Annotated in this window: 12 protein-coding genes and 1 other annotated feature; of the genes, 7 read left to right on the plus strand and 5 right to left on the minus strand. The window is 67.2% G+C overall.

Translation table 11 applies throughout. From position 1 onward, the window contains the following. Positions 1-72: 72 nt before the first annotated feature. Genes ASD71_RS06315 through ASD71_RS06335 form a run of 5 tightly spaced genes read left to right on the plus strand, consistent with a single transcriptional unit; the run spans position 73 to position 6,008 of the window. On the plus strand, positions 73-1,677 hold the full coding sequence (locus tag ASD71_RS06315; protein ID WP_056561235.1) for an ABC transporter substrate-binding protein: 1,605 nt from the start codon (positions 73-75) through the stop codon (positions 1,675-1,677). A 9-nt stretch (positions 1,678-1,686) separates the two neighbouring features. Further along, on the plus strand, positions 1,687-2,661 hold the full coding sequence (locus ASD71_RS06320; protein WP_056561237.1) for an ABC transporter permease: 975 nt from the start codon (positions 1,687-1,689) through the stop codon (positions 2,659-2,661). A gap of 3 nt (positions 2,662-2,664) precedes the next feature. Then, complete coding sequence (locus ASD71_RS06325) at positions 2,665-3,495, plus strand: ABC transporter permease (protein ID WP_056561240.1); 831 nt, start codon at positions 2,665-2,667, stop codon at positions 3,493-3,495. Then, on the plus strand, positions 3,492-5,129 hold the full coding sequence (locus ASD71_RS06330) for an ABC transporter ATP-binding protein (protein ID WP_056561242.1): 1,638 nt from the start codon (positions 3,492-3,494) through the stop codon (positions 5,127-5,129). The genes ASD71_RS06325 and ASD71_RS06330 overlap by 4 nt, the downstream gene beginning before the upstream one ends. Positions 5,130-5,165: 36 nt before the next feature. Continuing rightward, complete coding sequence (locus tag ASD71_RS06335; RefSeq protein ID WP_056561243.1) at positions 5,166-6,008, plus strand: VOC family protein; 843 nt, start codon at positions 5,166-5,168, stop codon at positions 6,006-6,008. Positions 6,009-6,032: 24 nt separating this feature from the next. On the opposite strand, the gene ASD71_RS06340 is transcribed toward ASD71_RS06335, so the two are convergent. The 4 genes from ASD71_RS06340 to ASD71_RS06355 form a co-directional block, all read right to left on the minus strand. Next, positions 6,033-7,499: a SulP family inorganic anion transporter gene (locus tag ASD71_RS06340; RefSeq protein ID WP_056561245.1), complete on the minus strand. Its 1,467-nt coding sequence runs from the start codon at positions 7,497-7,499 to the stop codon at positions 6,033-6,035. Positions 7,500-7,591: 92 nt separating this feature from the next. Continuing rightward, positions 7,592-7,644 (minus strand) — a sequence feature (sul1 is cis-regulatory element that is thought to sense ions involved in sulfur or methionine metabolism; They are found in Alphaproteobacteria). A 98-nt stretch (positions 7,645-7,742) separates the two neighbouring features. After that, positions 7,743-8,651, minus strand: a complete 909-nt coding sequence (locus ASD71_RS06345; protein ID WP_056561247.1) for a c-type cytochrome — start codon at positions 8,649-8,651, stop codon at positions 7,743-7,745. After that, positions 8,648-10,420, minus strand: coding sequence for a GMC family oxidoreductase (locus ASD71_RS06350; protein ID WP_056561249.1), 1,773 nt, complete (start codon positions 10,418-10,420; stop codon positions 8,648-8,650). Before ASD71_RS06350 ends, ASD71_RS06345 begins: the two co-directional genes overlap by 4 nt. After that, positions 10,413-11,171 carry a gluconate 2-dehydrogenase subunit 3 family protein gene (locus ASD71_RS06355; RefSeq protein ID WP_056561252.1) on the minus strand — a complete coding sequence of 253 codons (759 nt, stop codon included), beginning with the start codon at positions 11,169-11,171 and terminating at the stop codon, positions 10,413-10,415. The genes ASD71_RS06350 and ASD71_RS06355 overlap by 8 nt, the downstream gene beginning before the upstream one ends. Before the next feature lie 114 nt (positions 11,172-11,285). Here ASD71_RS06355 and ASD71_RS06360 point away from each other — a divergent pair, with 114 nt between their 5' ends. Beyond that, positions 11,286-11,663, plus strand: coding sequence for a hypothetical protein (locus tag ASD71_RS06360; RefSeq protein ID WP_056561253.1), 378 nt, complete (start codon positions 11,286-11,288; stop codon positions 11,661-11,663). 392 nt (positions 11,664-12,055) lie between these two features. Next, positions 12,056-13,633 (plus strand): TerC family protein, encoded by a 1,578-nt coding sequence (locus tag ASD71_RS06365; RefSeq protein WP_056561255.1) that lies wholly within the window; start codon positions 12,056-12,058, stop codon positions 13,631-13,633. 26 nt (positions 13,634-13,659) lie between these two features. Here ASD71_RS06365 and ASD71_RS06370 read toward each other — a convergent pair whose 3' ends face one another. Then, a complete protein-coding gene (locus tag ASD71_RS06370; RefSeq protein ID WP_156395089.1) occupies positions 13,660-14,172 on the minus strand; it encodes a hypothetical protein in 513 nt (170 codons plus the stop codon). Positions 14,173-14,318: the final 146 nt, after the last annotated feature.

Genomic DNA, 14,318 nt, shown 5'->3' on the forward strand with positions numbered 1-14,318 from the left:
TCAGCATTTCTCAAGCCCGGTGGCGCAGGCCTAAGATCCGCAGCTTCCAACCAGGCACAACCAGAGTCCGACATGCGCACCACCCGCCGCGAGTTCCTGTTGTCTTCCGGGGCGCTTGCCGCCTCGATGGCATTTCCCACGTCGCTCCTGGCGCAGTCCGCCACGCCGCGGCATGGCGGGGTGCTTAACGTGCACCTTGGGTCCGAGCAGCGGATCCTGAATCCGGCGCTGCGGGCTTCGACGGGCGTGTACATCGTTACCAGCAAGATCATCGAATCGCTGGTGGACCTGGATGCGGCCGGCAAGCCGGTGGGGCAACTTGCCACCGCCTGGACCGCCGACCCCAATGGCAAGACCATCACGTTCAAGCTGCGCGAAGGCGTGACCTGGCACGACGGCAAGCCGTTCACCTCTGCCGACGTGCAATACAACGCGCTGGAACTGTGGAAGAAGCACCTGAATTTCGGCACCGCGCTGCAGCTCTATCTGGAGGCGGTCGACACGCCCGACGCGCACACGGCGGTCTTCCGCTACAGCCGCCCAATGCCGTTGGACCTCTTGCTGCGCGCGCTGGCGGATCTGGGCTACGTGGTGCCGCGCCATCTGTACGAAGGCACCAACGTGCTGGAGAACCCGGCGAACACCGCGCCGGTCGGCACGGGCCCGTTCAAGTTCGTGCAGTACCAGCGCGGCCAGTTCATCATTGCCGAGCGCAATCCCAATTACTGGCGCAAGGGCGAGCCCTACCTGGACCGTGTGGTTTGGCGCATCATTACGGACAAGTCGGCCGCCACGGCCGCGCTGGAAACCGGCCAGCTTCAACTGAGCGCCTATTCGCAGCTCACGCTGGCCGATCTGGACCGCCTGAAGCAGAATCCGCAGTTCGAGGTGCGCAGCAAGGGGCTGGAGGCCAACGTCTTCAACAACACGCTGGAATTCAACTTCCGCCGCAAGGAACTGGCTGACGTGCGCGTGCGCCGCGCCATTGTCCACGCCATCGACATCGAGTTCTTCATCGAGAACTTCCTTTACGGCCTGGGCAAACCGGCCACCGGTCCCATTCCGTCATCGTCCGAGGCGTTCTTCCCGGCGGGCAGCAAGCCGCCGTACCCGTTCGACGTCAAGCGTGCCGAGACGCTGCTGGACGAGGCCGGGTACAAGCGGGGCGCCGGCGGCGTGCGCTTCACGTTGAAACTGGTGCCCATCCAGAACGGCGAAGACGTGCCGCTGCTGGCGACCTTCATCCAGCAGTCGCTGGAGGCGGTGGGCATCAAGGTCGAGATCGTGCAGTACGACATCGCGGGCGCGCTGTCCTCGGTCTACAAGGAACACAACTTCGATATCGCCACAGGCTGGCACCAGTACCGCGGCGATCCGGCGGTGTCCACGACGGTCTGGTACCGCTCGGGCAGCCCGGCGGGCGCGCCGTGGACCAACCAGTACGGCTGGCAGTCGGACAAGGTCGACAAGCTGATCGACGACGCTGCGTCTGAAATCGACGCGGCACGCCGCCGCGCGCTGTATGCGGAGTGGGTGCAGGCCGTCAACGACGAACTGCCCATCTGGATGGCGACCGAACGCCAGTTCTATTCGGTGGCCAGCCGCAAGCTGCAGAACGGCCACAACAACGCGCGCTGGCCGTCCAGCGACTGGCACGACGCCTGGCTGTCGGCGTAGGACCACGGCATGGGGTTCCTGACTCTCGCGGCGCGGCGGCTTCTGGCGGCGGCGCCCGCGCTTCTGATCATCCTGGCGGGTCTGTTCCTGCTGCTGCAACTGGCGCCCGGCGACACCGTGGATGCGCTGGTGGCGCAAATCGGCGGCGCTGACCCCGCCACCATTGCGGCCATGCGCACGCACTACCAGCTGGACGAGTCGGCCAGCGCGCGCCTGGGCAACTATCTGTGGCGTCTGGCGCATCTGGACCTGGGCTATTCCGCCATCTATGGCAAGCCCGTGGCTGCCGTGATCGCCGAGCGCTTGCCGGCGACGCTGCTGCTGATGGGATCGGCGCTGTCGTTCGCCTTTGCGGGCGGCATGGCGCTGGGCGTCATCGCGGCGCGGCGCGTCAATGGCTGGGCCGACGGGCTGATCTCGACGCTGGGCCTGGTGTTCTGCGCCACCCCGTCCTTCTGGTTCGGCCTGATGGGCATCTTTGTGTTCGCGGTGTGGCTGGACTGGGTGCCGGCCGGCGGATTTGAAACCATTGCGTCCGGCTACACCGGCCTGACCCGCATTCTGGACATCGCGTGGCACCTGATCCTGCCGACGACGACGCTGGCGCTGATCTTCCTGGCCATCTACCTGCGCATCATGCGCGCGTCGATGCTAGAAGTCGCCTCGCACGATTTCATCCGCACCGCTCGCGCCAAGGGGCTGCGCGAAACGGCCGTGGTGGCGCGGCACATGCTGCGCAACGCGCTGCTGCCGATGGTGACGCTGCTGGGTCTGCAGGCCGGGACCATGCTGGGCGGGTCGGTCGTCGTCGAAAGCGTCTTTGCCTTGCCGGGACTGGGGCGCCTGGCTTACGAGTCGGTCGTGCAGCGCGACCTGAACACCTTGCTTGGCATCGTGTTCGTGTCCGCCCTGCTGGTAATCGCCATCAATTTCATCGTTGACCTGCTGTATGCGCGGCTCGACCCCCGCATTGTCCGGAGCTGAACCATGGAAACGCTACGCCGATACTTCCATAGCCCCGTCGCCGTGCTGGGCCTTGTGCTGCTGGCCGCCGTCTGCGCGGCCGCGCTGGGCGCCGACTTCTGGTGTCCGCGCAATCCGCTCAGCCTGGCGGGCCGGCCGCTTCAATGGCCCGGCGACAACGCGCGCTTTCTGCTGGGCACCGATCAGGTTGGGCGAGACATTGCCGCGCAGATCCTGCACGGCGCGCGCGTCACGTTGGCCATTGGCCTTGCCGCCACCGTCGTGTCGGTGCTGATCGGCGTGGTGCTGGGCGCCGTGGCGGGCTATTACGGCGGCCTGGCCGACGACCTGCTGATGCGCGTGACCGAAGCCTTCCAGATCCTGCCGAACTTTCTGTTGCTGTTGGTGCTGGTGGCCGTGTTCGGTTCGGACCTGCGCACGGTCGTGCTGGCGATCGGCCTGGTGTCGTGGCCGCCCGTGGCGCGTCTGACCCGCTCGGAATTCCTGTCGCTCAAGACGCGGGAATTCGTGCAGGCGGGCAGGGCGCTGGGCATGGGCGACCTGCGCCTCATCTTCCGCGAGATCCTGCCCAACGCCTTGCCGCCCGTGATCGTCTACGCCAGCGTCATCATGGCCACCGCCATCCTGCTGGAAAGCGCGCTGGCCTTTCTAAACCTGTCGGACCCCAACGTGCCGTCCTGGGGCAACCTCATCGGCGGCGGCCGCGGGGTGATCCGGGTGCAGTGGTACGTATCCGCCATTCCCGGCATTGCCATCCTGCTCACCGTCCTGGCGATTTCGCTGGTCGGGCAGGGGGTGAACGATGCTCTCAATCCCAGGCTGAAACGATCATGACCGAACTGCTCCGCATCGAAAACCTTACCGTGAACCTGCCGCCCGGCGCCGACCGGCCGCATGCGCTCCGCGATCTGTCGCTGGCGGTCAACCCGGGCGAGATCGTGTGCGTTGTGGGCGAAAGCGGCTCGGGCAAATCGCTGACCGCCGGCACCATTCTCGGCCTGCTGCCGCAAGGCGTGCAAGCGAGCGCCGGCCGCGTGCTGTGGGAAGGCCAGGACTTGCTGAAGCTTGCGCCCGAGGCGCTGCGCCGGTTGCGCGGCAAGCGCATCGGCATGATCTTCCAGGAACCGATGACCGCGCTCAATCCGCTGCGTACCATCGGCGACCAGATCGCCGAGGTGTTCCGCACGCATACCCGGCTGTCGCGCGCCGTGATCCGGCAGCGCACGCTGGACCTGTTGGAATCCGTCCGGCTGCCCGACCCCGTCCAGGCGCTGGGCGCCTATCCGCATGAGCTGTCCGGCGGACAGCGGCAACGCGCGATGATCGCCATGGCGCTGGCGCTGGAACCGGCGCTGCTCATTGCCGACGAACCGACGACCGCGCTGGACGTCACGACGCAGGCGCAGATCCTGCATCTGATCCACGACCTGCAGCGCCGCAAGGGCACGGCCGTTCTCTTTATCACGCACGATTTTGGCGTGGTGGCCGAGATTGCAGACCGCGTCGCCGTCATGCAGCGCGGCGAACTGGTGGAAAGCGGCCCGGCCGACCAGGTGCTGGAGCATCCGCGCCATCCCTACACCCGCGCGCTGATTGCCGCGGTGCCGCCGCTGGCGCCCGCGCCCGCCCGCGCCGACCTGGACGCCAGCGCGCCCGCGATCCTGACCACGCAGGGGCTGTCCAAGACCTTCCGCAAACGCGGCTGGTTCGGCCGGCCCGGCCGCGTGACACATGCGGTGGACGACGTGACGCTGACCCTGCGGCGCGGCGGCACGCTGGGTATCGTGGGTGAAAGCGGATCGGGCAAGTCCACGCTGGCGCGCACGCTGCTGGGATTGCTGCCGCCCGATGGCGGTGACATCACGCTGGCCGGCGAACCCCTGTCGTTCAAGGGCGCGCGCGCCCGCCGCGCCCATGCGCAGCGCGTGCAGATGGTGTTCCAGGACCCGTACGGGTCGCTGAACCCACGCCAGCGTGTCGGCGAGATTGTGGCGCAAGGCCCCATCGTGCACGGCACGCCGCGCCGCGAGGCATTGGCCCGCGCGCAGGAACTCTTCGAACTGGTGGGCCTGTCGCCCGACGCCGTGCGGCGCTTCCCGCACGAATTCTCGGGCGGCCAGCGCCAGCGCGTCGGTCTGGCGCGCGCGCTGGCGATGCGGCCGCAGGTGCTGATCGCCGACGAACCGGTGTCGGCGCTGGACGTGTCCGTGCAGGCGCAGGTGCTGGCGCTGCTGGCGCGGTTGCGCGAGCAACTGGGCCTGTCCATCGTCTTCATCACGCACGATCTTCGCGTGGCAGCGCAGGTCTGCGATCACATCGCCGTCATGAAGTCGGGCCGCGTCGTGGAAGAGGGCGTGTGCGCCGACGTGTTCAACAATCCCTCCCATCCCTACACGCAGGCGCTGCTGGCGGCCGTGCCGGGCCGCCGGTGGGACCCGGCCGCGGTCGCGACGCGGCTCGCCGCCTGAACCGGCGGCGCCCCAATCATTGTTCAAGGAGTTTGAGTGACCTTACGCATCGATCACGTCGTCATCCAGGCGGGCCTGGATCTGGACGCCTCAGCGGCGCGCTTTCGCCGGCTTGGCTTTCAACTCACCGACCGGGGCCACCACTCGCTGGGGTCGAGCAACCATCTGGCGATCTTTGGCGACGACTATCTGGAGCTCATCGGCGTCGAGCCGCCCAAGGCCGATATCCCGGGCGCACGTTGGGAGCATCCGCTGGGTCTCGCGGGACTGGTGTTCAAGACGGCCAATGCCGACGCGACCTGGAAGGATCTTGCCAACCGCGACGTGCCGCTGGAAGGCGAGGGTGCGCGCAGCTTCCATCGGCCGGTCACCGCGGCCGGACAGACGCTGGGCGATGCGCGTTTTCGCACGCTGCGCATCCGTGCAGACCTGATTCCGAATGGCCGGGTGTTCTTCTGCCAGCACGAAACGCCGGAACTGGTGTGGCGGCCTGAATGGCGGGAACACCCCAATGGAGTGCGCGGCATTGCCGAATACGTCTACGTGACTGACGAACCCGCGGCCTCGGCCGAACTGCTGGAGCAGGCTTTTGGCCCCGGCGCGGCGCAGCCAGTGCAGGACGGCGTGGCCGTTGCCGCCGGCCGCGCCAGCATTCTGTATCTGACGCCAGCGGGCATCCAGACGCGCTTTGGCGTGGATGCCGCGCCGCTCATCGCGGGCGGCGAACGCGCCGCGGCGCTGACGCTGCGCACCGATGCGCTGGCGCGAGTGCAGGAGGTGCTGGCAGCCGCGGGCGTGGCGCATCAGGCACACAAGTCCCGCATCGTCGTGCCGCCGTTGGAAACCGGCGGCTTGATCCTGGCCTTCGTCGAATCCTGAGCCAGATGACGGGCGCGGCGTGGGCTAGTGCCCCGCGGACGCGCCCAGTTGCGCGTAGCGGCCGACCAGCGTCGCGCTGGCCTCATTCAGCCCCACAACGTCGACCTGACGTCCGGCCCGGCGCAGCTTGAGCGTCACTTTGTCCAGTTCACCGACGGCCGAGATGTCCCAGAAGTGCGCGGCCGACAAATCGATCACCACGTGGTCGACCGCTTCGTGAAAGTCGATCGCCGCCGAGAACCGCGAGGCCGACGCGAAGAAGATCTGGCCCGCGTAGCGGTAGGTGCGCGTGCGGCCGTCCTCGGACAGCGACGTGTCCACGTCGAGCAGCCTCTTCACCTTGCCGGCAAAGAACAGGCCGCTCAGCACCACGCCCACCAGCACGCCGCGCGCCAGATCATGCGTCCAGACCACCACGGCGACGGTGGCCAGCATGACCACGGACGACTGCCACGGATGCGAGCCCAGGTTGCGCAGCGAGCGCCAGTTGAAGGTGCCGATGGACACCATGATCATCACGGCCACCAGCGCCGGCATCGGAATCTGCGCCACCAGCGGGCCCAGCGCCACGATCAGGAACAGCAGGAAGACGCCCGCCACGCAGGTCGACAACCGCGTGCGGCCGCCGGCGCGCACGTTGATGACCGACTGGCCGATCATGGCGCAGCCGCCCATGCCGCCCAGAAAGCCCGTGACGATGTTGGCGATGCCCTGGCCCTTGCACTCGCGGCGCTTGTCGCTGGGCGTGTCGGTCATATCGTCCACGATCTGCGCCGTCATCATCGACTCCAGCAGGCCCACCGCCGCCATCGTCAGCGAGTACGGCAGGATGATGCGCAGCGTCTCCAGCGTGAAGGGCACGTCGGGAATCATGAACGACGGCAGCGCCGACGGCAGCGTGCCCATGTCGCCCACCGTGTTGACGTTCAGGCCCGCAAAGATGGATACGGCCGTCATCACGATGATGGCGATCAGCGGCGACGGCACGGCGGTGGTGAGCCGGGGCAGCAGATAGATGACGGCGAGCGCGGCGGCCACCATGGCATAGGTCACCCACGTTACCCCGATCAGCTGCGGCAGCTGCGCCATGAAGATCAGGATGGCCAGCGCGTTGACGAAGCCGGTCACGACCGAGCGCGACACGTACTGCATCAAGAGATCCAGCCGCAGGAAGCCGGCGGCGATTTGCACGACGCCCATCAGCACGGTGGCGGCAAACAGGTAGCCGACCCCGTGGTCGCGCACCAGTGGGGCGACCAGCACCGCGACCGCGGCCGTGGCGGCCGAGATCATGCCAGGCCGCCCGCCCATGAACGCAATGATGAACGCGATGGAAAACGAGGCGTACAGGCCGACGCTGGGGTCGACGCCCGCGATGATGGAAAAGCCGATGGCTTCAGGGATCAAGGCAAGGGCGACGAGCACGCCCGACAGAATGTCCGCGCGCGGATTGGCCATCCAGTCGCGGCGAAGCTTGGAAAGAACTGACATCGATTGGCTAAGCAGAATTGAACAAGCGCCAGGCGTGGATCGCGGTGCCTGCGTGCGCGGCAAATTATGGGCGAGCGCCCGTGGTGCTTGAGAGTTGTCCGAGGGATAGGCGCCCGGCCGAGCCACCCGGCAAGCCGGGTCCATCTGGGACCGCGACAGCGTCGCGGACGCGCACCCATTGCGGATGCGGCGGACGCGATTGTACTCCCCTCGAGCTGTTCCTACCGCATTCCGCCCGCGACGCTAGCGCGGCGCGGGCGCGGGCCCGGCGTAATACGCCGCCAGCGCCTGGATCTCGGCGTCGGTCAGGCGTTGCGAGAACGCCCGCATCACGCCCACGTCGTCGTTCTGCCGCGAGCCATTGCGAAACGCGTTCATCTGGTCGGTGAAGTATTCCCGCGACTGACCGGCCAGCCGCGGCAGCAGCGGCCCTTCGCCCATGCCGCGCATACCGTGACAGTTGGCGCAGGCGGGCAGCGCGCGTGCGCCGTCGCCATCGACGTCCAGCCTGCGGGCCGCCTCGCCGCCGAACTCGCCCACGTGCAACGGCGGTCCGGCAAGGGTGCCGTAGTAGGCGGCCACCTGGCCGATTTCTTCTTCGGTCAGCGCACGGGCAATGGTATTCATCAGCGGCTGCACGCGCGTGCCCGCCCGGAAGTCGGCAAGCTGCTTGGCCAGGTATTCGCTGCGCAGGCCGGCAAGGTTGGGGAAGATGCCGCCTGTGGGCGTGATGCCCGCGGGGCCGTGACAGGCCACACACGCCTGCACGGCGGCCGCGGGTTTGCCGTTGGCGGCAAGCTGCTTGCCCGCCTCGGGGTCGGCTTCGCGCAGCCACTTTTCCCAATCGGGGCGCGACGCGGTGAAATCGGTGGCGCTGCGTCCGGGCACGGGTTTCATCGGGGCGGGCGCCGTGCCCGCTGCGGCAGGCGTGGCCGGCGCTATGCCAGATGGCGCCGGCGCGGCGGCTTGCCCGCCTGGGATCTGCGGCGCCGCGCTGACTGCTTGCGGCGGCGGCTGGGGCACGGCGGAAGCCCGGATGGCCTCGTCGCCGCCGGCGCCCATCATCTGGACTCCCGTGGCAACCAGCGTGATGACCGGCACCGCTATCATCAGCCCGAGGGTGAAGAGAATGCCTGTGCGGTTTTCGCTCATGATGACACCAGCGGGCCCGGCGAACGCAGATAGTCCGCCTTGATTTTCTCTACGATCCAGTAGGCGGTGGCGCCCACGGTGCCGGTCGGGTTGTAGCCCGAGTTCTGCGGAAAGAGCGCCGCGCCCGTGACGAACACGTTGGGCACGTCCCACGACTGCCCGTAGCGGTTGACGACGCTGGTGTTGGGATCGTCACCCATCGCCGCGCCGCCCGTCAGGTGGGTGGACTGGTACGCCGTGGCCGAGAACGGCCGTTTGCGCGGACCGGGCTCGGTGCGCACGATGCCCTTCATGGCCCGCGCGATCTCATCGCCTTTCTCGGTCAAAAACGCCGACATGCGGATGTCGTTGTCGGGAAAGTCGTAGGTCACGCGCAATAGCGGCAGGCCCCACGCGTCCTTGTAGGTGGGGTCCAGGCTCAGATAGCCGCCGCGCCACGGCTGCGCCGAGCCGGTGATGGTGATATTCGCCGCATGGTTGTAGTGGCGCGCGACGGCCTTCTTCCATTCGGACCCCCACGACGGCGTGCCCTTGGGCGTAGGATGAAACCCGATGGGCGCGCCGCTGACCACCTGGATCTGCAGATAGCCGCCGCCCACAAACCCCACCGGCCCGTGATCGAAGTTGTCGGCGCTGAAATCGTCCATCGTCACCGCGACCGCGCCGGCCCCCATGAACGGGTTGATGTTGACCGACTCATCAAAAAACAGATTCACGCCCGAGGTGGTCTGGTGCGTGTAGTTGCGGCCCACGACGCCGGTGTTCGTGACCGGATCGAAGGGCTTGCCGATGCCGGACAGCAACAGCAGGCGCACGTTGTTGATGCCGAATGCGCAGAGGAACACGAGCTCGGCGGGCTGAAAGACCTCTTCGCCAGCCGCGTCCACGTACGTCACGCCGCGGGCGCGCTTCTTGTCCGGCGTCAGCTCCACGCGCAGCACGTGCGCGCCGGTGCGGATCTCGAAGTTCTCCATCTTCATGGCCACGGGCAGGATGCAGACCTGCGGCGAGGCCTTGGCAAAGTGCTCGCAGCCGAAGTTCGAACAGAATCCGCAGTACACGCACGCGCTCATGTGCAGGCCTTCGGTATTCACATAAGGCCGCGTACAGAGTGCGGACGGCTGCACATAAGGGTGATAGCCCAACTTGCGCGCGGCCTCGCCGAACAGCGCGGGTGCGTAGGGCACCTTCATGGGCGGGTTGGGGTAGGGGCGCGAGCGCCATGGCTCGAACGGATTGCCGCCTTCCTGCTTTTCGCCCTTGATGTTGCCGGCCTGGCCCGACGCGCCGATCAGGTAATCGAAGCGGTCGAAGTACGGCTCCAGCTCGTCGTATGTCACGCCCCAGTCCTGACAGGTCAATTCCTTGTCGAAGATGTTCGCGCCATAGCGTTCGGTGTAATGGCTGCGCATCACGAAGTCGGTGGGATCGAAGCGGTAGTAGGCCCCCGACCAGTGATTGCCCGCGCCGCCAAGGTGCGTGCCGGGGTAGGCGAATTGCCAGCGCCGCATCGGCAGCGCCTTCTGGTCCGTGCTGTTGCGGAACGTGTAGGTTTCCGTCGCGGCGTCCTGATGCAGCTCGTGGCGCCGTGTGTACTTGAGTTCGTCGTGGACGTTGGGCCCTTGGAAATCGGGCGAGGGCCAGCGCGCCTCGCCCCGTTCCAGCACCACGACCCGTTGATTGGCGGCCGCGAGCTCCTTGCCGATGATGGCGCCCGTCCACCCGCCGCCAATGATCGCCACGTCCACCGCAGGTAGCGATTTAGCCATGCTTGCCTCCCGGCGTCATCTTGTGGCTCACGGCGTTGGCAATCGACACCGGCTGGCCGGCCCAGATCACGCCATGGCGCTCGATGTCGTTGGAGAACGAGGCAAACGCGCCCGGAAACCCCACGAGTTTCCAGCCCACCATGTCGGCGTTGCCGCCGTACAGCGGGTCTGAGAAGAAGCCTTCAATCGTGCCTTCAAGCAAGGCCTGGAAGAACACGCCTGACGGCAACGGCGAAAAATCCGGCTTGCCTTCCTGCATGTCGCGCAGCCAGGCGTCTTGCCGCGTGGCGTCCAGCTCGGCGAACGGCTTGTCGTCCTGCTTGCGCGTGGCAGCGTCCAGCGCGGCGAGGCCGCGGCGGAACATCTCGGCCGGCGTGAACGATAGCTGGTAACCCTGTTCCGGCGTGCCTTGCTCAAACGGGCCTTGGCGGTAGAGCTGGCTGCCCGCGCCCCAGGCGCCGGCGAGCTGGCCGTCCAGGAACAGCGTCGCGCCGGCTTCCTTGGCCCCCGGCCCCAGATCGTCGGCCGGAATCAGGCGCGCGGCGATGGCGTCCATCGTCAATGCTTCCTGCGCATTGAAGAATTTGAGCGTTCGATTGGCGGCGCCGCCCGTGGCGGCAGTGTCTTGATGGGGAGTGGGGGAGGCAGGTTCCGGGGCGCTGATCGCGCGGGGGGCCCACGCAGCGCCGGGGACACCGACAGCCAGGGCTTTGAGCAGCCCCCGCCGGCCGGGTACAGGTTTATCACTCATGGTTCGCTCCCATGGCGAGGCAGGCACGCGACTTGCCCCTGGATGAAAAGAGATCCCGCGTCAGCCCGTTGGCCTGGGGCTCAGTGTGTCACCGTTGCCGACGAAGGAGCAACCATGAAACATCCGATTCTGTATCTGTGCGCTACGGCCATGAGCGGCTTGCTTGCTACCAGCGTTTCGGCGCAGCGTATTGAAAAAACGCTTGTTGCCCAGGCGCAGACGACTACGCCCGACGCGCGCACGACCAGCCAACCCAAGTCGCTTCAACAGTCCGGGACGACCCAGAAGTCCGCGCAAGGTAAAAAGGGCGATCACGCGAAGCGCGATTCGCCACGTGCGGGATCAAGCCCCCGGCAGGATGACGCGGGCGCCGACACGCGCGGCGCAAAGGGCGCGACGGGCGCCAATACGGGTTCGACCGGGCACGGCGGCATGCCGGGGTCGGGCGCATCGTCGGGGTCTGGCGGCACGGCCGACATGCGTGGGCAATAGGCGCAATGCCGGGCTCCACGTCGCGCGATATTCGGTTTCAGGTAATATTCAGGATCCTGTAAGAAAGAGAGCGCGGCGGATATTCCGACTGTTGCTGCTTCGGCAGCCTGGAGCCATCCGCCATCTATGAACGAAGACCCTCCTCCTAGCAGGGCGCCGCACATCTGCCGGCGCCCGTCATCTTCTCCTCCTGCTGCCGCGCCCAGGGCGTTCCTGCGCGCCGGATCCCTTAGCGCCACCGCGGCCACGCCGCGTCTCGGCGGCCGTGCGCCGCCGCGCCAGGCCGCGCCCGCCCGCGCGCCTGCGCTGCCGCGGCTGCGCGCCGCTGAAAAAACGCCTTCCCGCCGACGCGCATCGCTTGCGCGTCCGCTCACGTTTTCCGTGGAAAAGTGATGATTTTCGATTGGATGTCCGACCCTACCGCCTGGCTTGGCCTGGCGACGCTGGTCGTGCTTGAAATTGTGCTGGGTATCGATAACCTGGTGTTCATTGCCATCCTGGCGGACAAGCTGCCGCCCGAACAGCGCAATCGCGCACGCCTGATCGGCCTGACGCTCGCGCTGGTGATGCGCCTGGGCCTGTTGGCCAGTATTGCGTGGGTGGTCACGCTGACCGCGCCGCTCTTCACGGTGATGGGCGCGGAGATTTCCGGGCGCGACCTGATATTGATCCTGGGCGGCCTGTTCCTGCTCTTCAAGGGCACGATGGAGCTGCACGAACGCGTGGAAGGCAGCGCCAGCCACGACCAGACGCAGAAGCCGCAGCACGCCGTCTTCTGGCAGGTCATTCTGCAGATCGTGGTGCTGGACGCCGTGTTCTCGCTGGACTCCGTCATCACCGCCGTGGGCATGGTGCAGGACCTGAGCATCATGATGATCGCCGTCGTGGTCGCGATGGCCGTCATGATGCTCGCCAGCCGCCCGTTGATGGCCTTCGTGGGACGCCATCCGACGGTTGTGATCCTGTGTCTGGGCCTGTTGCTGATGATCGGTTTCAGCCTGGTCGCGGAAGGCCTGGGCTTCCATGTTCCCAAGGGCTACCTGTACGCGGCCATCGGCTTCTCGATCCTGATCGAGCTGTGCAACCAGCTGGCGCGCCGCAACCGCGCACGGGGCACGCATGCGCTGGGCCGCCGTCAACGCACGGCGCAGGCCGTGTTGCGCCTCTTGCGCGGCGGCCGCGCTGGCCAACCCGTATCCCAAGCGGACGAAGTGGTGGCGCTGGTCGACGGTGCGGGTGACGAGCCCGCCTTCGCGCCGGAGGAAAGCTCGATGATCGAGCGCGTACTGTCCATCGGTGCCCGCGACATCCGCTCCATCATGGTCCCGCGCGGCGACATGACGTGGCTGGACGTGGCCGACACGCCTGACATCATCGTCCGCAAGTTCGCCACCGGCCATTCGCGCCTGCCGCTGTGCGCTGGCGACCCGGCAAACGTTCTGGGCGTGCTGCACTTCAAGGAAGTGCTGCCGATGCTGCAGAACCCCGGTCCGATCGACCTCGTGGAACTGGCGCGCGAGCCGCGCTACGTGATGGAAACGACGCCGGTGCTGAAGGTGCTGGATGAGCTGCGCGCCTCGCGCGACCACATGTTGATCGTGGTCGATGAACACGGCGTGTGTGAAGGCCTGGTCACGCCGCTGGACGTGCTGGAAGCGGTGGCGGGCGACTTGCCTGAACATCAGGAAGATCTGCCCGAGGCCTTGCAGCTTTCCGACGGTTCATGGCTGCTGGGCGGCCGGTTGTCCGTGGACGAAGCCGCGCGCCTGCTGGATGCGCCGGCGTTGGCGGACGATTATCCCGATGCGACGCTGGCAGGTTGCCTGCTGCGCGCGGGCGGCCGGATCCCCGAGGCAGGCGATACCGTGCTGCTGCGTGACTGGGGCTTCGAGGTGACGCGCCGCGATGGCTTGCGCATCGACCAGGTGCATGCGCGTCCGCATCAGCCGCAGGTCAGCGCGGCCGACTGACGGGGCAGCGGGGCGGGCTGACCGCCTCAACTGCAGATGCGGCGCCACGGCGACCGGTTCACGGGGCAATAGCCCGGACACCGCGTCGCCACCGCCTTGCCGCTGACGCATTGCGCATTCGGCTCGGTGAAGCCGTACTCCATGCTGCCGTAGCATCCGCACAGTTCCAGCACAGTGCCCGGCGGGAGCTTCTGCGGCTCGGCGGGCGCCTTGCCTGCCGGCTTGGCAGCATTGGCCGCGCTTGTCGTGGCCGAAGTCGCCGCGGATCGCGTCGCGGCAGTTGCAGCGGGTTTTTCGGCGGATTTTGCGGCAGACTTTTCAGCGGGTTTTTCAGCGGACTTTTCCGCCGGATTATCCCCTGACGTCGCCGCAGGTTTTGCCGCAGCGGCCCCGGCGCCCAACCTTTCCTTCACGGCCGCCGCGCTCATGCCACAGCGTTTGGCGATGGTGGCCACGCTGCGTCCCGCGTCGGACAGCCCGCGCACGGTTTTGTCGCTGCATGCCGCCAAAGCCCCGGCCGGAGCCAGGAAACCCAGCATCAGCAACGCGCACGCGAATGCGCCTGGTCTGCATAGCGTCATGACGCGCCTCCCGCACCTTGGTGCGCCAGGGCAGAACCACGCCCGGTTGGACCACGAGTGCGGGCTAGCGTAAAGCGCCTAAATCAAGGGTGTCAATGCGGCCC

The organism is Achromobacter sp. Root565, from assembly GCF_001427425.1.
Taxonomy (GTDB): domain Bacteria; phylum Pseudomonadota; class Gammaproteobacteria; order Burkholderiales; family Burkholderiaceae_B; genus Achromobacter; species Achromobacter spanius_D.